Annotated in this window: 17 protein-coding genes; 4 read left to right on the top strand and 13 right to left on the bottom strand. The window is 44.4% G+C overall.

Going from position 1 to position 21,881, the window contains the following annotated elements; translation table 11 throughout:
- Positions 1-68: 68 nt before the first annotated feature.
- Positions 69-650, top strand: coding sequence for an acyloxyacyl hydrolase (locus C7Y69_RS08965; protein WP_126872472.1), 582 nt, complete (start codon positions 69-71; stop codon positions 648-650).
- Positions 651-768: 118 nt separating this feature from the next.
- Here the strand turns inward: C7Y69_RS08965 and C7Y69_RS08960 are convergent, their stop codons facing one another.
- From C7Y69_RS08960 to phoB, 12 genes are all read right to left on the bottom strand, one after another.
- Positions 769-2,094: a tetratricopeptide repeat protein gene (locus C7Y69_RS08960; protein WP_126872471.1), complete on the bottom strand. Its 1,326-nt coding sequence runs from the start codon at positions 2,092-2,094 to the stop codon at positions 769-771.
- Between the two features lie 4 nt (positions 2,095-2,098).
- On the bottom strand, positions 2,099-2,707 hold the full coding sequence (locus C7Y69_RS08955; RefSeq protein ID WP_013785411.1) for an energy transducer TonB: 609 nt from the start codon (positions 2,705-2,707) through the stop codon (positions 2,099-2,101).
- 3 nt (positions 2,708-2,710) lie between these two features.
- On the bottom strand, positions 2,711-3,118 hold the full coding sequence (locus C7Y69_RS08950; RefSeq protein WP_013785412.1) for an ExbD/TolR family protein: 408 nt from the start codon (positions 3,116-3,118) through the stop codon (positions 2,711-2,713).
- A 29-nt stretch (positions 3,119-3,147) separates the two neighbouring features.
- Positions 3,148-3,666 (bottom strand): MotA/TolQ/ExbB proton channel family protein, encoded by a 519-nt coding sequence (locus C7Y69_RS08945; RefSeq protein ID WP_013785413.1) that lies wholly within the window; start codon positions 3,664-3,666, stop codon positions 3,148-3,150.
- A gap of 2 nt (positions 3,667-3,668) precedes the next feature.
- Positions 3,669-5,036, bottom strand: coding sequence for a MotA/TolQ/ExbB proton channel family protein (locus C7Y69_RS08940; protein WP_126872470.1), 1,368 nt, complete (start codon positions 5,034-5,036; stop codon positions 3,669-3,671).
- Between the two features lie 13 nt (positions 5,037-5,049).
- On the bottom strand, positions 5,050-5,808 hold the full coding sequence (locus C7Y69_RS08935) for a DUF3450 domain-containing protein (protein WP_013785415.1): 759 nt from the start codon (positions 5,806-5,808) through the stop codon (positions 5,050-5,052).
- Positions 5,809-5,963: 155 nt separating this feature from the next.
- Entirely contained in the window at positions 5,964-8,660 is a 2,697-nt protein-coding gene (locus tag C7Y69_RS08930; RefSeq protein WP_126872469.1) for a TonB-dependent receptor domain-containing protein, read from the bottom strand.
- A gap of 95 nt (positions 8,661-8,755) precedes the next feature.
- On the bottom strand, positions 8,756-12,829 hold the full coding sequence (locus C7Y69_RS08925) for a hypothetical protein (RefSeq protein WP_126872468.1): 4,074 nt from the start codon (positions 12,827-12,829) through the stop codon (positions 8,756-8,758).
- A 206-nt stretch (positions 12,830-13,035) separates the two neighbouring features.
- On the bottom strand, positions 13,036-13,845 hold the full coding sequence (locus C7Y69_RS08920; RefSeq protein WP_013785418.1) for a 2OG-Fe(II) oxygenase: 810 nt from the start codon (positions 13,843-13,845) through the stop codon (positions 13,036-13,038).
- A gap of 24 nt (positions 13,846-13,869) precedes the next feature.
- Positions 13,870-14,832, bottom strand: coding sequence for a PstS family phosphate ABC transporter substrate-binding protein (locus C7Y69_RS08915; protein WP_126872467.1), 963 nt, complete (start codon positions 14,830-14,832; stop codon positions 13,870-13,872).
- On the bottom strand, positions 14,833-16,134 hold the full coding sequence (gene phoR / locus C7Y69_RS08910; protein ID WP_013785420.1) for a phosphate regulon sensor histidine kinase PhoR: 1,302 nt from the start codon (positions 16,132-16,134) through the stop codon (positions 14,833-14,835).
- A gap of 73 nt (positions 16,135-16,207) precedes the next feature.
- Positions 16,208-16,897, bottom strand: a complete 690-nt coding sequence (gene phoB / locus C7Y69_RS08905; protein WP_013785421.1) for a phosphate regulon transcriptional regulator PhoB — start codon at positions 16,895-16,897, stop codon at positions 16,208-16,210.
- Positions 16,898-17,099: 202 nt separating this feature from the next.
- Here phoB and C7Y69_RS08900 point away from each other — a divergent pair, with 202 nt between their 5' ends.
- Together C7Y69_RS08900 and rdgC are read left to right on the top strand one after the other, a co-directional pair.
- Positions 17,100-18,836 carry a sensor histidine kinase gene (locus C7Y69_RS08900; protein WP_126872466.1) on the top strand — a complete coding sequence of 579 codons (1,737 nt, stop codon included), beginning with the start codon at positions 17,100-17,102 and terminating at the stop codon, positions 18,834-18,836.
- 93 nt (positions 18,837-18,929) lie between these two features.
- Entirely contained in the window at positions 18,930-19,841 is a 912-nt protein-coding gene (rdgC, locus tag C7Y69_RS08895) for a recombination-associated protein RdgC (RefSeq protein ID WP_126872465.1), read from the top strand.
- A gap of 129 nt (positions 19,842-19,970) precedes the next feature.
- On the opposite strand, the gene C7Y69_RS08890 is transcribed toward rdgC, so the two are convergent.
- Complete coding sequence (locus C7Y69_RS08890) at positions 19,971-20,540, bottom strand: helix-turn-helix domain-containing protein (RefSeq protein ID WP_126872464.1); 570 nt, start codon at positions 20,538-20,540, stop codon at positions 19,971-19,973.
- A gap of 163 nt (positions 20,541-20,703) precedes the next feature.
- On the opposite strand from C7Y69_RS08890, the gene C7Y69_RS08885 reads away from it, so the two are divergent.
- On the top strand, positions 20,704-21,867 hold the full coding sequence (locus tag C7Y69_RS08885; protein ID WP_126872463.1) for a benzoate/H(+) symporter BenE family transporter: 1,164 nt from the start codon (positions 20,704-20,706) through the stop codon (positions 21,865-21,867).
- Positions 21,868-21,881 lie beyond the last annotated feature (14 nt).

Below are 21,881 nucleotides of genomic sequence, written 5' to 3'. Positions count from 1 at the left end.
AACACGTCTTTTTTTAGAATTGGGTTACCGATGTTCCTCCCTCATATAGGGCGTTGGAGGAACACACTATGACTAACACACACATCGTTACATTTACGGCATTACTCACACTATTACTTACCCCACTTTCTGCTAGTAGCAGCGAGAGCCAATCGACTAGCCTATGGCCCACACAAACACAAAGCGCCCATGGCTATGCTATCGACTTTATACGCGGGGAAGGCGCTGTAAATGGCATCAAATTAGCTTATCAATATAATATCGACCAGCCTTTAAACGTAAGTTGGCCTATGACTTTAACCATGGAAACCAGCGCAAACTTTTGGGAGTATGGCGACGATAACCAGTACGACTCAAATGTCGTACTCGCCCTTTCACCTATTTTACGGTTTCCACTGACCACAGTGTTTGATAAACCTATCGATTTAGAGTTGGGTATTGGGGTGTCGTTGCTAGACGATACACAATTTGCGGGTAAAGACGTGTCTACCCATTATCAATTTGAAGATAGAATTGGATTTTCAACGACGTTTGGACAATACCAAGAATACCGCGTGTCATTGCGCTATTTTCATTACTCCAACGCCGGCTTTAAGAAGCCTAACCCTGGATTAGATTTTGTATCATTATCTTTTAGCCAGCGGCTTTAAGGGTAACGACTCAGCCTAGTAAGCCATTAATTACGATGGCCCAAACAAAAACGCCGCAGGCTCGTTTAGATGCCTGCGGCGTTTCTACTACCACGTATAAACGTGCTAACTGTTGCGTTTAACTATTACCAAACTCAGTTTCGATGATTTCAGCTTGTCTCTTTTCAGATTGAACAAACTGTTTCCACTGCTGCGCCATAGCTCGGCTTTTCTGATGCTTTTCAGCTTCAGCAAGCTGGTTAAGCGCCAGTGCGTACTGCTTTTGATTATAAAGGGCCATGCCTTTAATCAAATACACCAAGCCTGGGTTACGCATCTCACCTTTTTCAACGGCGCGATCTGCCGCTGCAATAGCGTCGTCCCAGCGTTGTTCGTTAAGTAGGATTTGCGCTAACTGAGCATCTAACTCACCATCTTCTGATAATTCTGCTGCTTGCATCATCACCGGAATGGCTTTGTCTTGCTCTTTGGCTAGCGTCCAGCTTTGCCCTAAAAACTTAAGATTTCGAAGGTTTTCTTCCAGCACGCCCTCTTTCATGGCTTGTTCCATCAACAATGCACCTTTATAAGGAGCACGGTGATAGTAATAAAGCTGCGCCATGTTGAAGATATCCGCTGGAGACTCTACAAAACCCTGTTGGTAAGCCGTTTCCATAATCGCAAGCTGCTTACGCTCTTCACCTAACTCACCGTACATACCAGCCAGTTGTATCCAATATTTCGGTTCGCTGTACAGCTTTACCAGCTTAATCAAAATATCTTTTACTTTCTCAGGTTGCTTTAGTTCATAGTAAACCGCGCGTTGAAGAATAAGCCATGCTTCATCGGGTAACATGCCCTCGGCTTCATGTTCATCAATGGCCTGTGTTATCCAATCAGCAGACTCTTGATACTGCTTATTTTGATAGTAGGCTTGCGCTTTTAACACCTTATTTTTAGGTGGTATAACACCGTCGTTTAATACTTCCCAGCGTTCGATAAACTCAATCGTTCTGTCGTAGTTACCTTGCATCAAATGCAACTGCGCTAAGCTGAAAAGCGTCGACATTTCGAACTTCTCAGGAATAGGTTGCTGGTTAACCACGTTTTCAAACGACTCTAACGCTTTGTCGTAATTTTCATCGTTGTAGTAAATAAAGCCGAAAAAGTTATACATCATGGCTTTTTCGTAGCTATTCATCGAGTCAGATTTATCTTCCACCTCTTTAAGAATAGCTATAGCTTCTTCTACATTCCCCGCATCGTCGGCGGCTGATTGTGCTCGCGCTAACTGCTCGTAAACCTTTCCACGAAGTGTAGGCACACGACGGGTTTTCTTATCACTGGCTTTTTGTTCCTGAGCAACTGCATCACCGGCAACCAACAGAGTAGGAACAGACACAGTTGCGCAAACAACTGCAAACGCCAGTGCACTAAGCAATGTATTCGTTTGTTTTTTTCTCATGTCATTATCCGTCTATCTGGAAGGTAATACGGTTTTGAATACCAGACACTTCCGTGGCTTCGCCATTTACCACTCGCGGCTTATATTTAAACTTCATTGCGGCATCCATTGCTGCTTGTTCAAATATACCTTCTGGGTTGGCTTCTATCACGATAGGATCTCGTACTGCGCCTTGCTTAGTTACCGTAAATTCAACAATAACAAAGCCTTCAATACCACGTTGTAAAGCTCGACGAGGATAAACCGGCGCCACCTTAACAATAGGTAAATACTCGCCATCACCAGACTCAAGGGCTAACCCTCCGTCTAATGAAATATCATCACCAACATCTGCACCAAAGTCCATAGACGTCCCTTCCGCATCCGGAGTAGGTGAGTCCATTTGAGGTTGTTCCATTTGCGGTGGCGGCTGATCTGGCTTAGGCGGCTTCTTAGGCTTACGATCTTTTTTCTCGACCTGTTCGTCCTGCTTAACCCTAACAAAGTCAAGTACACTACCCTTTGGCGGTTCCGTTAACGCACTGCCACCCATCTTGATGAGTGATTGCATCAAGAAGAACAGGCCTAACGTGATCGCAAGGGATATAACAAATGCGATTATATATCGTGGCATGATTTATGGCTCTTGAGCTGCAATCGAAACATCAAAAACACCTGCCGCACGGGAGGCATCCATAACTTTAATAAGGGTTTCAGTCGTTGATTCTTTATCTGCTTGAATCACAACGGTACCCTGCGGGTTTTCAGCGTGAAGACGCTCGATGTTCGCCTGTACTGCACGCTCATCTATACGACGCTTATTGATCCAAATTTCGCCTTTGTCAGAGATAGCGATAAGAATGTTAGCCCGGTCTTTTTTAACAGCAGTGGCTGCTTCAGGACGGTTAACATCAATACCCGCTTCTTTTACGAAGGATGCGGTTACGATAAAGAAAATCAACATGATAAATACAACGTCCAGCATGGGCGTCATATCGATGGCTGCTTCTTCTTCATCAACTAGGTTTTGAAAATGTTGCTTCATAATTTTTACCTTACCTTAATGCCGTAGCATTAACGTTGAATAGTCAATGCATCCTCAAGATGCGTGCGTTCAGATTTCACCATACGGTTAAGCCATGTAGAGGCAAATACGCCTGAAAGTGCACCAACCATGCCCGCCATAGTGGGGATAGTGGCTTTCGATACGCCTGATGCCATAGAGCGGGCGTTACCCGAACCAGCAATGGCCATCACATCGAACACTTCAATCATACCGGTTACCGTTCCCATCAAGCCAAGTAGCGGACAAAGCGCAACCAAAGACTGAATAATCGGGATACTACCGTTAAGACGCATAGTTAACTGTGAAATCGTTTTCTGACGAACTTGCTGTGCAATCCAAGAAGCGCGGTCGTTACGTGCAGTCCACATAGACACCGCTTCTTTCTTAGCTTGCTTATGCCAAATCATCAGATACATGGCACGCTCGAGGATCAAAAGCCACATAACGAATATCAGCAGACCGATGACCAGGAGAACCTGGCCACCTGTTTCTGTGAAATCGCGAATTGCCTCCAGAAACTCGATCATGATTAGCTCCGCTCTGCGCGCTCTGCAATAACGCCAGACGCTTGTTCTTGAAGAATGTATACGATGTTCTTAGAACGTGTATTAAGCATGGCGTATAGCAAAGTCATCGGAATCGCGACTACTAGGCCAAGAACCGTTGTAACTAGTGCTGTTGAAATACCACCAGCCATTAGTTTCGGGTCGCCTGTACCAAACAAGGTAATTGCCTGGAAAGTATTAATCATACCGGTAACCGTACCAAGTAGACCCATAAGCGGTGCTACTACTGAGATAATCTTGATGATAGTAAGGTTACGCCCTAACTTAGGTACTTCACCTAAAATCGCTTCGGTAAGATGAAGCTCTAGTGCTTCAACATCAGCATTTGGATGCTCATCACGTACTTTAAGTACACGGCCTAGCGGGTTGTTAGTTTTAACTTCTTTGCTCTTAAGTTGCTTGTTCACTTTCATGCGAATAAGCGACAAGGTAATCAAACGCTCTATGGCTAGCAGTAAACCAAACGCACCAACGATAAGGATGATGTATCCAACCACGCCGCCTTGCTCTACACGCTCTTTCAGATTAGGCGCTTGAACTAACAAGCCTAGAATTGAACCACCGGTTGGGTCGATACCAAACTGTACAAGTTCACCGCTAGTCGATTCTTGAAGCTCTGCAGCAGAACTGTTGTAACGGTCAGCAGGCTGACGGATAAGTTCTGAAACCGTACCAGTCACACCGTTGTATTCAAGGTATTTACCGTCAGCAACTAATGCGAAAGGTCCTACGCGCACCACGTCTTTTGATACTTTCTGGCCACCCGCTTCAACTACGTCAGTAGTGAATTTGGTTACTTTACCTGACTCAGTCATTTCACGTTGCATTTCAAACCATACACGCTCAATTTCTTCGATAGAGGCAAGCTTTGAGCTAGAGCCCATGTCTTGTGCCATCTTATCTAAGAAGTCTGAACGGCCTGAGATTTGCGCCGATACTACTGAGTTATAGAATTTGTTTTTTGTATCGCCAGCAATTTGCTGTAGTACACCGAACAATTCTTTTAATGAACCTAAACGTGTATCTAGTGCGCCGTTAAGGTCAGCTAATTTGAATTCATTTTCTTCGAATTGCGTTTCAAGCTGCTCTGATTGAGCTAGCATTTGGTCACGACGAGCACGGGTGTCACGCAATACTTGATCTTGCTCAGCACGTTGAGCGATGAAATCGCGCTCACGTTGTTTGTTTTGCTCAGACTGGGCAAATTGACCTTCTTCTAGCTGCTTAAGCAGTGCATCAAGGTCCATTGCGCGGTCGTTCTGTGCTACTGCACCAGCGCTTAAGCTAAGGGCTACTAGGCCAAAAGCGATACGTTTTACTGAATTAAACATTCTCATCAACCTCTTAGTCTGTGATAGCCACTGGTAGCATTAATAAGTCTGGGGCAAGTTGTTTCTTCGCCATGCGCAGACCTTTGGTAATTTGTGTGCGGTAGCTACTGTCTAGCTCTTCCCACTGGCGAGTTTGCTTGTTCCAAACACCTTGTGAACTAGCATCACGAGTTTGATAAATAAGCGCTGTGCGACCTAAGCGTAAAAACTCAACGTCACGCTCTTGACCATTAATAGTATGCAAACCACTGTAAGCTTCCATGGTGCGACCGTAGTCCATCTCAACTTGGTACGCTTCCATTACACGTCGGAACTTCTCAGACGCGGCTACATCGGCGCGGTCCATCATGGCTTTCAAATCCATAACGCGGTTTTTGCGTTCTTCAGGAAGAAAAGGTACGTCTAGGGCAATAAACTGTTCCATGCCGTCAATCATACGCATCATAAGCGGGGTAATTTGACGCTCAACAACCGATACTTCATCAATAGCGGCGTTCAAGTCATCCATTTCTTGTTCTTGGCTGTTAATTTGTTTACGAAGTTGAGTGTTATAAACTTCCAAACCTTCAATTTCTTTCATCAAAGTTTTGAATTGCTGAAGTTTACTGTCAATCTGATCGGTAATGCCGTTTATTTTTTCCTGCGACTTCGCAGCAGATTCATTAATTTTCGCCGCCTCATCGATAACGGGATTTAGTACTTCATCGTCTTGTGCTAGTACAGGTGTCGCTACAAGCGCGCCTGCAATAAGCAAAGAATTGATAAGCTTCATACATTCAAACCTTTAAAGTTAAAAGAAATCGGGATTACCGACTATAAAATTCTGGGCGTAGGATAGGAGTTTTCCATGACAGTTTTATTACATAACCGTCATATTCAGCAGACAATCGCGCAATAAAAAGCCCGGACAATTCCGGGCTTTTTAAATTAGAAGTCGTAACTTACACTAGCACTAATACCTGTGCCGACGGTTTCACGGCGCAACAAGAGTCCTTCTTGTTCAATTTCCTTATCCTCGTTGAGGATATTTTGAAACTTCAGTTTGACCGTAGTGTTGAAGTCAGGATAGTAAGTGTAAACAAAATCCAAAGAATGGAATGGATTTTCTATCCCGTCTTCGAACCCGCGAACACCTGGTGCAATAATTCGCTCACCAAAAGAGTTATACACCAATGAAGCCGAATGCTCTCCATTGTCTGAATCCCAACCTAATTGAAGGTTAGCAACCCACTCAGAGTGACCCACTAAACGACGTTGGTCATTAGTAATAGTCGCTGTAATGGTGCCGCCATAAGCTTCTCGTGCTTGCTGTGAGAACAAAGAATCTTGATCACCGCTGCCAATGGTCACTTCTGAATCTGATATCGTCATGTTACCAGATATAAAGAAGTTACTCATTGAATCGCTGATGAAGCTGAGGTCGTGTAAAAACTCCACTTCAACCCCATATAACTCACCTTCTTCGCCGTTAGCGGTAAGCAGCTGAGGTACCCCCTCACCGCCATCGAACTGAACCATCTCGATAGGGTTTTCCATGTCTTTATAAAATAGAGCAACAGACACGTTATTCCCTTGAGACATGTACCATTCCCAGCGAACATCTATGTTCATAAGCTCTGTTTCAACCAAAGATGGTGAACCACGAACAAGGAATTCGGTAAGCGGATCGATAAAGAATGTAGTACTGATATCACGTAAATCAGGACGAATTAACGTTTGGCTGATGTTGAAACGATATTGCATTTCATCACTGGCAATATAGGTTAATGCGAATGAAGGAAGAATATCGTCTTCATTATAAATACTGTCCGCAATTTCATCCGTTTCTGCTGCAAACTCATTCGAGTGTTCAACAAAAGGCACTGAGATTTGCTGGAACTCTTCCCAACGGGCACCACCACTTAAACGCCACTTTTTATCAATGAAGGCATCAACCATCAAGTAACCAGCAGTCAGTTTACTGGCTGCAGAATACTTATCACCTTCACCGGTATTGTCTTGAAATAGCGAGCTACCTGTTGAACTTGCGTAGAAGTCAGGGTTATTAATATTTTCTTCTGAGAAAATATCATACAGTCGGTTGCCCACTTTAAATTCATCATTAATACCAAAATGGCGAATCGCTAAATCGATATTAACGGCATCACGGGTTTTCTCGTAATAATCGAAACCAGCTTTAATTTCGATATCATACCCGTCTCCGTAGAAGGGGGTAGAGATATTAAAACCATAAGTATCAGATTCATCTTGAAGGCTTTGATATTGACGGTTTAAGTTAGTCCCTGAAGTATCATCAATACGTTCAAGCTCTAACGCACCTGCGTCGTCATAGAATAACTGGTAAGTGACTTCCATAATATCTGGCGCTTCACGCGAGGCACGGCTTGTACCTGCATACCAATCAAAAAACACACCGTTAGCAATATCGAGGAAGTTATGTGTCCCTTTCAACTGTGACGACACCATTTCACGCTCTTCGAAAATGATATCCATACGACTGAACTCTTCCACGCCGATGGTGCTTTCACTATCGTCGAAGTATTCACCGTCACGCAGACGGTCACGCATGTCGTGCAACATCATATTAACCAGTTCAATTTTGTGGTTACTATTTAACTCGTAACCCACATTAAACATGCCGCTCCAGCGAACATTTTGTTCGGTCGAAATCATGTCACGATATTTGGTGAAGCGAGGATTATCTTGTCCGCCACCAATATCATTACCCAATTGTTCTTCGGTAATTGACCATTCGTTACTGTAAGAAACCGTCGCTAAGAAACCCAGTACACTGTCATCGTCAAACGTGTAACGATTACCTAGGGTTGCGCCTAAATTGAAGTCTGGCTCTGCAGACTTACTTTCAGGGCCAATATCCCAGTTGAATGAATTCAATATTTCTTGTGTTTGCGCTAACGAGCGTGAAGAATCACCTTCAAAGCCGTCAGAGCCAGAAGCGGCAAGGTTAGATGCAATGATAGACGGCAAAGCACGTGTGCCATCGTCTCGTCCAGTCCAATCGTCGCTGCCACCTTCATAGAAAAATCCATCGTTACTGTTTTCTGAATTCCAACCTGCCCCACCAGACACACTGAAAACGAATTCAGTTGGAATAGATTTAGTACGAATATTAACGTTACCGCCACCAAAATGACCAGGCATATTGGGTGAAAACGATTTTTGTACGTTCAAGCTTTCAATGATACTTGAAGGGAATAAATCCAATGGAACCACTGAACGCGTAGGGTCAGGGCTAGGTACTGTCATACCATTTAATTGTGTGCTTGAGTAACGTTCCCCCAAGCCACGAACGTAGATGAATTTACCATCTACCAATGTCAATCCAGTTACACGACGAAGTGCTGCTGCTGCATCGCCATCACCGGTACGTGCAATTTGATCTGCACCCATGATATCGGCAACAAACGCTTGGTTTTGACGTTCTTGCATTACCGCTGTTGCAGTCCCTTTTAATCGGGTACCTGTAGCAACAACTTCTTCAATCACTTCATCTTCTGATTGTTGCGCTATTGCCGCTGTCGACAACAAACTTGAACCCAGAATGGAAGAAATGGCAAGAGTCAGGCTACCTAACTTGAATATTGACGATTGATTATTTTTCATTATGGAAACTCCTATGGGACTGTAGTTAGGAAGACCTTTCAACACAAAAGCTAAGGCGCACAAGCGCCTTAGCTTCAATGAATGACGAAAGTAAATTAGTCTTCAAGACCTACAGTTACCCAGCCTAGCGTCCAGTTAGCTTCGCCATCGAATGCACCTTTATAATCAGTGCTATCGAAGAAGCTATCTAGCGTAGACGCATCAAAACCAGAACCAAGTAACGCTGAATCACTGCTTGGCACATAGCCGGTTGCATCATCGAAGCTTAGTGCATCAATATCCGCAACAACGGTGTTACCGTCTTGTGCTTCAAACCACTCTTGGGTTGTTGCCGTGCCAATCACGTCAGAACCAAATGCGCTTGTAGACTCACAAGCCACTGTAGAGTGAGTAACAGTAAGTGAAGCATCTGCTGCGTTTGCAATTGATTCATCACCGTTAACGCGTAGGCAGTTGCTGTAGTCAGCGCCGCCAGTTACTACTAAGTTCTTAATGGTTCCTGCGGTACCGTTGCGAAGACGTACGCCGTTGGTATCTGTAGAACCAATAATGGTTACATTAGAAACAGTAGGCGTTGTTAGTGGTGTCCAAGTAGGGTTATCTTCGTTATTGTCAGCTTCAAATGCATTGTCGCCGCCATTAAGGCCCTGCTTGATAAGCACGTACTGTGCTTTACCCGTCCAACCGAAAGACCAATCTAGTGAGTCATCACCAATGGCAGTTAGAACTAGGTGACTAACGTTTACCGAGCCACCGAAGAACTCAACACCATCGTCTAAGTTTTCGTGAACTTGGATAAAGTCAACTTCAGTGCCACTACCGACACCTGCAAATGAGATACCGTTTAGTTCATCACCTGCTGCAAGTGCTTTACCTGCATGTTTAACGATAACATAGCGGAAAGTACCTGAGCTATCTTCTGCGTCAGCGCCGCCATATAGGCCAGCATCGCCTTCAGCAGACACACCACAAGCTGCTAATTCAGCATCTGAGCTTGCATCGTCGTCACCTGTGTTACACAAGTTAGTTGGCGCATTACCTAAGATAACTAGGCCACCCCATTGACCGATAGTCGTTTCGCCACCTGTAATATCTTCAGATGAAGTGAACGTGATAGGTAATGTTGCTGTACCAGACGCTTCCATTTTCGAACCGCGGCGTACAACTAAGAAATCGTCGCCATCTTCACCAAATACGGTCGTACCGCGTTGGATATAAAGCGTGGCACTATCAGCATTATCGTTACCTACGGCAGTGCGGCCTTTAATTAACCAGTGAGCATCATTGGTTAAAGAAGCGTCTGCGGTAAAGGTAGTATCAGCAGCAAGTTGATACACTGGCTTATCAGTAATCGCAGCAAAGCTGCTTGAAACGTCAGTGGCTAGGCCTTGCTCAAATGCGTTAGTCACATCAGAAGGAATTGAATCGTTAACAGCAACAGTCCAACCATCCATCCAGTTGTTTTCACCGTCGAACGCACCGATGTAGTCAGTTGATGTGAAGAAATCACTGTCAGCAGACATATCAACGCCAGCGCCAAGCAAAGGAGAACCAGAGCGAGGTGTGAAGCCATCAGTAGAAAGCATCAATGCGTCAGCCGTTTGTACACTGTTCCCAGTTTGGCCGGAAAACCATGCTTGTGTTGAACCACCGCTGATTTCATCAGAACCGAAGTTGTCGTCAGTTTCACACGCAACTATTGAGTTTTCTACTGAAAGCGCACCAGACTCTGCATTCGCGATAGATTCAGCACCGTTAACACGTAGGCAATTTGAATAGCCTTCACCCGCAGTAACCACTACGTTACGCAGTGCACCTGCGGTACCATTACGTAGACGCACACCGTTTGTACCCTCGGCACCAACAATAGTTACGTTCGAGATAGTTGGGCTAGTAAGCGGCAACCACGCAGGGTTATCTTCGTTGTTATCCGCTTCGATAGCGTTATCGCCACCCGCAGCCGATTGCTGGATATAAACATTTTGTGCGTTACCAGTCCAACCAAATGACCAATCAAGTGAATCATCGCCAATATCAGTCAACACAATGTTACGAACGCTTACTGTACCACCGAAGAATTCAACTCCGTCATCTAGATTTTGGTGAACTTGGATAAATTCAACTTCAGTACCAGAACCAATACCTGCAAATGAAATTCCGTTTAACTCGTCACCTGCCGCTAATGCGCGACCTGCATGCTTAACAACAATATAGCGAAGCGTACCTGAGTTATCTTCAGCATCTGCACCACCGTAAAGCCCTGCATCACCTTCCGCTGCTACACCACATGCTGCTAATTCAGCGTCAGAGGTATCTGAATCGTCACCCGTGTTACATAAGTTAGTAGGTGCATTACCAAGAAGTACCAAACCACCCCATTGACCAATAGACGTTTCTTGACCTGTTAGGTCTTGAACCGACGTAAAGGTAATTGGCGCGTTGGCCGTACCCGCAGCTTCAATTTGAGAGCCACGACGCACTACTAAGAAGTCATCGCCTTCTTCACCGAAAACGGTTGTGCCTTGTTCAATGTAAAGTACCGCGTTGTCTGCGTTATCGTTACCAACAGCTAAGCGACCTTTAATTAACCAGTAAGCATCGTTAGTTAATGTTACATCACTGGTTAGTGTTGTATCTTCAGCAAGTTCATAAACTGGCTTGTCAGTTAATTCTGGGAAGTTAGCTGATACATCTGTCGCAAGGCCTTGCTCGAAAGCAGTCTGAATATCAGTTGGGAATCCACCGTTTACACCAACCGTCCAGCCTGTAGTCCAGTCTTCACCAGCAGGGTCAAATGCGCCAATGTAGTTTCCACTGTTTGCTAAAGGCGAAGCTGACGTAGGGAAATACCCGTTATCTTCAAAAAGAAGTTCAGAAGGTGTTAGTACACTATTGCCGGTTTGGCCTTCGAACCACGCTTGCGTAGAATCGCCACTAATTTCATCTGAACCAAAGTTGTTTGCGGGGGTTTCACAAGCAACTACCGAGTTAGTGATTGAAAGCTCACCAGACTCTGCATTCGCGATTGACTCGTCGCCATTTACGCGCAGGCAGTTAGCCGCTAATGTAGAGCCGGTAACGACTACATTAGATAGCACCCCTGCTGTACCGTTACGTAAACGAACGCCGTTAGTACCGTCGGCGCTTACAATGGTTACGTTAGAAACAGTTGGCTTGGTAAGTGGTAACCATGAAGGGTTATCTTCATTGTTATCCGCTTCAATAGCGTTGTCGCCACCGTCTGCAGATTGCTGAATATAAACGTTAGTTGCACTACCCGTCCAACCGAAAGACCAATCTAGAGAATCGTCACCAATGTCTGTTAGCACTACATTGCTTACGCTAACCGTACCACCGAAAAATTCGATACCGTCATCAAGATTTTGGTGAACTTGAATGTGATTAACTGTTGTTTCAGAACCGATACCAGCAAATGAAATACCGTTTAGTTCATCACCAGACGCCAAGGCTTTACCAGCATGCTTAACAACAACATATTCTAGTGTACCAGAATCATCTTCTGCGTCGTTTCCGCCGTACAAGCCAGCATCACCTTCCGCAGACACACCACAAGACGCTAGTTCGTCGTCAGACGTTTGGTCATCGTCACCTGTGTTACAAAGGTTAGTGGGTGCATTACCTAGTAATACCACACCACCCCATTGACCAATTGATGTTTCTTCACCAGTAACGTCTTGAATAGATGTCATTACAATTGGCGCTGAAGATGAACCAGACGCTTCAATTTGTGAACCACGGCGTACTACTAAGAAGTCGTCACCGTCTTCACCGATAACGGTTGTACCTTCTTCAATGGTAAGTACTGTTGAATCTGCGTTGTCGTTACCAACTGCCGTACGCCCCTTAATGATCCAGTGCGCATCATTGGTTAACGTCATGTCTTGCGTTAACACTAAATCGTCATCTAAGCGATAAACAGGCTTATCAGTAATTGTAGAGAATTCGCTTGATGCATCAGTCGCCAAGCCTAATGAAAATGGCGTATCAACATCAGGGGTAGTTGGCGTAGTTGGGGTAGTCGGCGTGGTAGGAGTCGTTGGCGTTGCAACAACTTCGTCACCTTCATTAATATTTATATCGCCACCGCAACCTGCAAGAACAAGTGCAGTCGTGATTGCACTGATCTTAAAAACATTACGAATTTCCATTAAATTCTCCAGTTAGATCTTAGTTTGAATTTCAAAGTCCGGTAGAGATTAAATGAGAAGGGTGACATTTTTGTTACAAATGTGGATTCACACTGAAATTTTTGGAACTTTTATAAAATCAGTTAACACCTTAAATTTTGTCTTGTTTTTTATATTGTTAGTGAGAGATTGAAGGGGCGAACCGGGTGGTTATATTGACAAAGGGACTAATTTTTATCTCGAAACCACTTAGTTATGACGTTTTTATTACCAGCTGTTACAGGCTCAGCATAATGAAGCGTATTGAAGTTAGGCTCCCCTGTGTTCGTCAGATTATTCCATAGGAGTGCTGTGCCTCGATGGGGTTTTACCGATACACCCATTTTTGTAAAATGAGTATGGCCTCCTTCCATGCCATCATCTAAGTAAACCATGCAAGTCCATGTTCGTTGACCTCGCCGCTTTGCGTGTTCTAAATATTGCGGCGTACCTGGGGGAAAGAAATCAAAATGCGGTTTAAAGTATTGACCCTGCTCATAATGCTGAGCTTGTATAACTTCTTTTTCTCCTATGCCCAAGCCTAAAAAATTGACGATGCGGCTATCTATTGAGGTAACTAGTGCGCTGTCCATAAAGGCGAGTTCGCAAGTTGACGATGTTCTGATCCCTTTTGCAGAGGGCGCCCCTGTCAGTTTTGAGGGCGAAAGCTTGCTAGAAGAAAGGTCGATTACAGCATGGCACTCTTCTGCCGATAAAAAGTCATCTACACGATAAAGCTGAACTTCCTTTTCATCGCACAAACAGGTCACATTATTAATTGAAGGCTGATGTAAAAATGCGGGCGTTGCGAGCTTGCGATAAAACTCTACATCTCGGTCGAAAACATAGTTTGAAGGTAAATTACGGCCTAAAAGCCGACGAACTGTATCTGCATCAAACCCATTTAGCGTTAACTGCTCTGTAATCACGGGAAGTGCTGTGCCTGCGAGAAGGTTTTTAACTACCCAATTTTTCCAGCGTGATGAAACATGCTCCACGGTTATTCACCTGTTTGATACAAATTAATCGACCAACCTACGCTGCCTTAAGAGCATATCTTCACGAATTGGAAAGTACCCATCACGCGCGACTTGTTCTTGCCCTTGTTCAGATAGAATATAACGCAAAAACTCTCTTTCAAGGGTAGGCAGTGGCTCACCAGGTTTTTTGTTTATCACCAAATACAAGAAGCGCGAGAACGGATAAGACTCACTACGAACGTTATCTATGGTAAGTGGCACTAACGAATCTTTCGTTTCACCTAACGGCAGCGCCCGCACCCCTGCGGTTTTGTAACCATAGGCCGCATAACCCATAGCGCCTTTACCTGAGGCGACAGAAAGTACCACTGAAGCCGACCCAGGCTGCTCGTTTACCGTATTTCTAAAATCACCGTCACACATGGCTATGATTTTAAATAATCCATAGGTTCCTGATACCGAGTTTCGCCCGTACAAGCGAATTGGGGCGCGATAGCCATTAGCATCAATGCCTAACTCTGACCATTTATTGATTGGCCCATCCCCACCGCAAAATTGTGTTTGAGAAAAGATAGAATCGACTTGCTTCAGGGTAAGGCCTTGTAGCGGGTTTCTGCGTTCCACAAAAATAGCGATAGCATCCATCGCAACCTTAAGGACTAAAGGCGGGTAACCGTGCTTGCGGGTAAAATCGCGAATTTCACTAGGCTTTAATTCTCGGCTCATGGGGCCGATAGTGGCTGTACCTTCAATAAGCGCAGGGGGCGCAGTAGAAGACCCCGAGGCTTGAATTTGGAAACCCACCTGCGGATAGAGGGCTTTGAACTCTTGCGACCAAAAGGTCATTAAATTCGCGAGTGTGTCTGAACCTACCGAGGTGATCTTTCCTGCCACCCCAGGTTGGCGTTCATACTCTAGCTCATGGGTAGTTTCAGCCCCCAACGAGCCTGATACAAGAAGCAAAACGGCCACATTGCACGAGGCGATGAATTGCTTTATTCGCATTTAAATTTGCTCCGCAATTAACTCTTTATCAAGCACAAAGGAAAACTGACTGCCCTCACCTAAGGTACTGGCAATGTCTAAACGGGAATTGTGATGGCTAAGTACGTGCTTTACTATCGACAAGCCTAATCCTGAGCCACCAGTCTTGCGAGACCGTGCTTTATCGACACGGTAAAAACGCTCGGTAAGTCGATTAAGGTGATTAGACTCAATACCATCGCCATTATCATGAACGGCAAATTTAGCCCCTTCCTCGTCACCATGCCAATATACATGAATTTCTCCACCAGGTGGAGTGTAGTGCACGGCATTGAATACCAAGTTAGAACAAGCACTTCGCAATTCGGTTTCAACCCCAAATACTTTTAGTTCGGTATCAATATGAAATTCAATATGGTGCTGTTTTTCTTTATTAAGCGCCTGCGCTTCTCGCTCTATCTGAGACAGTACCGTAGGAATATTCACTACGTTTTCATAAATGCGTTCAGAGCTGGCCTCAATGCGAGACAACACTAATAAATCTTCAATCAAATTTTGCATACGATGAGTTTGCGCGGTCATTTCCTTCATGGCTTTTTGCATAAAAGGATCGGCCGACTCATCCACCGGCAAAATTTCTAAATACCCATTAATTACCGTAAGCGGCGTTCTTAATTCATGTGACACATTGGCGACAAAATCTTTACGCATGGCCTCTAACTGAGAAACACGGGTAATATCACGCGCAATTAATAAAAGGTGTTCGTCACCATAAGGCATAACCCGATATTCAAAGGTTTTATGCGGGTTAGTGGGTGATGGTACTTCAATAGGATATTTGAAATTTCCAGCATGGAAGTACTGAATAAACTCTGGGTGGCGTAGTAAATTATCGAGCCTTCTGCCCGCATCCTGTGGCCACTTCAAGCCCAAATCCAGCCGGGCTAAGCGGTTACACCAAATAATACATGCTTTTGAATCCACCACTACCGCGGCATCGGGTAAGGCTTCAGAGCCCTCACGAAATCGCTTCACGAGTTCACCTAGCTCTTTACGCTTATTTCTGTTTCTGCGCTGCAGGTAATAAATGCCTTCGTAAATATGTTCCCACACACCACGCACGGTGGGTGGTGACATTTTACGACTATGCCACAACCAGCGGTTAAGCTTGTATAAATGCCAATAGTTGAAGATAAGCAGCAAGGTGGCGCCAATGGCTACAGCAAATAACATGTCATTCATATACCAACCGATTAGCGCGAATACCAAAAGGTATAGCACTAGTCGAAGGGTACTTCTCAGCCATGAGAACGGGTAGTACATAGTGAATGCGCCCTGAAACAGTGAAACGCGGAGAGCGAAGAGACGCTATCGGCGTCTCTTATCCGCTGGGAATTTAGAGTTTGGTAGAGAAACGGTAACCGGCTCCACGCACGGTTTGAATCATAGCATCATGCCCATGACGAGAGATAGCTTTGCGTAAACGTCTGATATGCACATCAACGGTTCTATCTTCCACATATACATTCGTCCCCCAGACATTGTCGAGTAATAGCTCACGGCTATAAACGCGCTCTGGATGGGTCATGAAGAAGTGAAGAAGTTTAAACTCGGTTGGACCCATGTCTAACGGATCTTCATTGGCCATAACGCGATGAGACACAGGCTCAAGTTTCAAGCCGTTAAATTCAATAGGCTCTTCATTTGATGTAGGCGTTACTCGTCGCATCACCGCTTTTATTCGAGCAATAAGCTCTTTAGGTGAGAACGGTTTGGTGACGTAATCGTCAGCACCCGCATCAAGACCGCGAATTTTATCTTCTTCTTCGCCTCTTGCGGTAAGCATGATCACTGGGATATCACGAGTGAACTCATGTTGCTTTAAACTCTTGGCCAATTGAACGCCGCTTCCACCAGGTAGCATCCAATCGAGTAAGATTAAATCTGGGTAAGGTTCACATATTTTTTCTTGCGCTATATCGTAATCTTCGGCTTCAATAATATTAAAACCAGATTGCTCTAACACAAACTTAAGCATTTCACGGATGGGCGCTTCGTCCTCAACCACCAAAACTGTACGAGACATTATTATTTTCCTGCTCATCACAAAACGCCGCTATTATTAATGTGCACTGTGACACTTTTATTAAAACGATTACATTAATGTGTCAAGTTTTCTACAAAGATGGGTCGTATTTTCTTCATAGCGCTTGCTTGTTTATTCATACATTTACGCATATTCTTGGCAATGAAGGTAAAGTAAATTATAGACAGAGGAATGTTGTTCAATGGCGGCGGTAAAAACTGGGTTATCAAGAAAACTGCTGACACGAGTGCTCTCTGTATACTTCATTCTTACGCTTATTGTTACCGTTGGACAGATTTTTACCGAGTATCTAAGTACCAAAGATCATGTCGAAGACGAATTACAAACTTTAAAAAATACCTTCTCAACCAGCTTAACCCGTGCCCTGTGGGAATTGAACAGCGAACAAGCTAGCTCAATAGCAGAGGGGTTATTAGAACTTCCTATTGTTGAAGGTGTACAAGTTAGGGATGAAAATGGCAATCAAATTGCCGACTACGGTTTAAGCATTCAGCGTCCCCGCTCTCCTATCGAAGAAGAACTTATTGAAGACCACCCGGGTGGGATTTTCAGTTATAGCTTTCCATTAATATTTAAATTTTCAGGACGAGAATCGACCGTAGGCGATGTAACGCTCTACTCAAGTTTCGATACTATTTTTGGCCGTATCGAAATTGGCATCTTTTTTCTTATTGGAAATGCGTTAATAAAAACCACCTTTTTGGTGTTTCTTTTTATGACCGCGTTTCGCACCATGTTGTCCGAACCCTTGGCTGAAATAATTCATCAAATGGAAGGATTTGATCCGCTTCATCCCGATGAAAGCAAGCTTTCAGTCAAAATAAGTGACGATAATGAGTTATTGCAATTAAAAGAATCGTACAACAATGTTATCGACGATTTAATCGTATCTAATGGTAAGTTGACCAATGCTCAAAGCCAGCTATCGCATGCCAATAAAAAGCTAGACGATCAGAATCTTATTTTAGAGCAAGAAGTCGCTAAGAAAACCTCTTCGCTTTCTCAAATTATGCTTAGCCTTGAACAACAAAAAGACGAGCTTATCGCAAATCAAAGAGAGCTTCGTCAAGAGAATGAAAATAGGCAGTATATAGAAGATGAGCTTCGCAAAAAAAATTCGGAGTTAGCGAATTCAATGGGAAATTTACAACTCGCCAAAGACCAATTGGTCGAATCTGAGCGCATGGCCTCTCTTGGCGGTTTGGTAGCTGGGATTACCCATGACGTAAATACACCACTTGGCGTTGGCGTAACTGCCGCCAGCTTTTTGCAAGAGCGACTTAATAACTTAAAAACGAGTTTTGAAGAAAAAAGCCTGACTACAAAAAACATGGAAAACTTCATTAATGAAGCAGAACAAACGGCTAATCTCCTGTTAACTAACTTAAACAGAGCATCTGAGCTTATCGCCAGCTTCAAACAAGTGGCGGTGGATCAAACCAGCGAAACTGAACGAGAGATAAACCTTAACGATTACATTCGTGACATCATTAAATCACTTAAGCCAAGCTTCAAGCATAATAATCATGAAATAGTGGTTAGTTGCCCTGAAGATCTTTATATTCGCTGTGCACCAGGGGCCATTGCCCAAATTGTGACGAACATGATTGTGAACTCTTTAGTGCATGGTTTTGAAGACACTAACGATGGCAAAATAACGTTAGATGTGAGTACGGATAACAACACCATAGAAATGCGTTACCGTGACAACGGGAAAGGCTTGTCTAATGATGATTTAGATAAGTTGTTTGACGCCTTCTTTACGACTAAGCGAGGAGAAGGCGGCAGCGGGCTTGGCACACACATTATGTACAACCTTGTTACTCAGTCTTTATCTGGCCACATTGAAGCGCAAAGCAAACCTGGCGATGGCCTCCAATATACCATTCGCTTTCCCATGAAGGGCAAACCGGCTTAACAAAAAATCTCTATAGCTCCCGTACTATATCCGTTGCACCGCATTCGCTAGCTTGGTACGCTTGCCCACCATTTTTAAAAGAGATAGCCTCAAATGTGGTTTAAAAATATAAAAGCCTACCAAATTACACAGCCACTTTCCCTTGACGATGACGACCTAGAGCGCGTGCTAAGCGAGCAAGCCTTCCGTCCTTGTAAGAGTCAAGACTTGGCCACTATGGGCTTTGCCTCCCCTTTCTCCCAAGCCGGCAAACAAGGCACTATGTTTCAGCGTGTTGGGCAACGTTACTGGCTTACCGTTAAGAAGCAAGAAAAGCTACTTCCCGCCGCGGTAATTAATGCCGAACTGGACGACATGGTTGCCAAAATTGAAATGGAAACCGGTTCGCCTGTCGGTAAAAAGGCTAAAGCCGATCTTAAGCAGGAAATTCAAACTCGCTTGTTGCCTCAAGCGTTTACTAAAAACACTTACACCCATGGGTTTATTTCGTTAGAAGATAACCTTGTGGCTGTTGATGCCTCTGCCGATGGCAAAGCTGAAGCCTTTTTGGCCCTAGTTCGAAAAGCCATTGGCTCACTACCGGTTGTGCCTTTAGCCCGCCACAGTTTGCAGTCTGAACTGACTCACTGGCTGACTGACTCAGCGCCAGATGGCATAGCACTACTTGAAGAAGCCGAGTTCAAATCTACAGATGATGCTGGCAGTATTATTCGCTGTAAAAACCAGCCGCTTGATAGTGATGAAATCACGATTCATTTGGATGCAGGTAAGCTGGTACAAAAAGTGGCGTTTGAATATCAAGATACCCTAACGGCAGTTATTGCTGAAGATGGCTCGTTAAAGCGTATTAAGTTTACCGATAGATTAAAAGAAGAGACTGAAGACATTCCTAAAGACCAAATTGAAGCACGCCTAGATGCTGAATTTGCGTTAATGTCTGCAGAGCTTTGTACTTTGCTAAACTTCTTGCGTGAAACGCTCAACTTGAATGACGCTAACACCTAAACCGTGTTTAACTAGCGTGAAATTAATACGTGTTGAGCAGTGCCCCATGGGTATTGCTCAACATTTTGTTTATCTTTGCCACCCGTTAGTTACCCGCTTCACCTCTAATCACTTGCCTGCCAGCTGCCTTTACAGCACCGGGTAGTGGATAATATTAATAAACTGGGTTTCCCCACTTTCATCTTTATAGCCATGCGCTTGATCGGCATCTATTAAATACTGCTCGCCGGCTTTGATGGTTTTACACTCATTACCTTGCCACAAGGTTAACCTGCCTCCAATGCAATGAATATGTTCAGTAACCCCACTTTGATGGGCCGTAGAGCGTTGCTCATGAAAATGCGTTAAGGTAATTTCAAACACCTCAAAACCTTTGTTTACATCAAACGGAAAAAGGGTTTTCACTTGCATGTTTGGGTCGTGAATAAAGCCGTGATTAACATCGAATTCAGATTGTGCGTTTGCCGCAATAAAGGAGGAAAACGAAGCATTCAACCCAGTCGCAATTTTCCACAAGGTAGCGATAGTAGGGCTTGACTCTTGCCGCTCTATTTGGCCTAACATGGCTTTAGACACACCGGTTAACGTGGCGGCTTTATCAAGAGACAAGCCCATATCACCACGCAACTGCTTTAAACGCGCAGAAATACTTAACGAAAAGTCTCCCGCCTGTAGTGCATCGCTATTGGTCTTCATCATTTACTGCTTCTTGTCACATTCTTACAAATAGAGTCGATTTAGCATTTTAATGCAAAACGCCTTGTGCGCTATAACGCACAAGTGTAGAGTTAACTTATTGTGTACGTTATAACGCACACAGTATGAAGTAGTTTAGGTTTAGGTTCAAATGGTTGGGGCAAAGATGAAATCAGAATGGCAGATTAGCCACATTTCTTCAGGATTAACGGCAGTCACCGTTGGCTATAGCAGTGCTGTTGTTATTGTTATTGATGTTGCCCGTAAAGCGGGGGCAAGCCCTGATATGGTCATTAGTTGGCTTCTCGCCTTAGGCCTAGGCATGGGCATTTCCTGTATTTTCTATTCTTGGCTAATGAAAATGCCTGTCGTCACCGCCTGGTCGACCCCTGGTGCGGCCTTTTTATTAGGTAGCGTGGAGCAGTACACCCTTCCTGAGAGTATTGGCGCCTTTATTATCTGCGCAGTGCTTTCGCTGGTTACCGCGCAAAGTCGCAGTTTGCTCAATCAAATAAGCCGCATTCCGGCTAGTATCTCATCGGCGCTACTGGCAGGTATTCTATTGCCTATCTGTATATCGATATTCACTGATGTAGAACAACACCCCTATATTGTTGCCAGTTTTCTGGCTATCTATCTTGTTGGAAGCCGATTTTTCCCTCGCTACCTTATGTTGTGTTTACTGGCTGTTTCTATTGTCACTAGTAGCTTCTTAAACGGTGAAATCCCGTTAACTCTCTCACTACCCACTCCCGTGTGGGTCAGCCCTGAGTTTTCAGTTACCGCCGCCATTGGGCTTGCCGTTCCTTTGTACATTATTACTACCCTTTCTCAGAATTTACCCGGCATTGCGATACACCATTCCCATGGTTACCACCCCGACCATAAAACAGTGCTAAGTGGCATTGCCATATTGCAGGGGGTGCTAGCGCCATTTGGCGGGTTCACGTTCAATCTTGCGGCAATAACCGCGGCCTTGTGCATGGGGGAAGAAGCAGATAAAGATAAAAGTCAGCGTTATAAAGCGGCCATCGCCGCAGGTATTGGTTACCTATTTATGGGGCTACTTGCGTCTGTTGTGGTGGTTTTGTTCGTTTCAATGCCCCCGATTGTAGTGCATTTACTGGCAGGTCTTGCGCTGCTGTCTACCTTGCAAGCCGCCTTGGTCAAAACCGTAGAGAGCGACAAATACCGTCACGCTGCCTTGGTCACTTTTTTATGTACGGCATCAGGCTTTAGTCTTCTATCCATCACGTCAGCGGTGTGGGGCCTTTTACTTGGCTTATTGTTAATGTTGGTTGAAAGCAACAAACAAAAAAGCCGAACATAAGTTCGGCTTCAGAT

The sequence above is a fragment of the Alteromonas sp. KS69 genome (assembly GCF_003989595.1).
Lineage (GTDB): Bacteria > Pseudomonadota > Gammaproteobacteria > Enterobacterales > Alteromonadaceae > Alteromonas > Alteromonas naphthalenivorans.
Note: the sequence above shows the minus strand (reverse complement) of the source record. Positions and strands in the feature narration are given on the sequence as shown.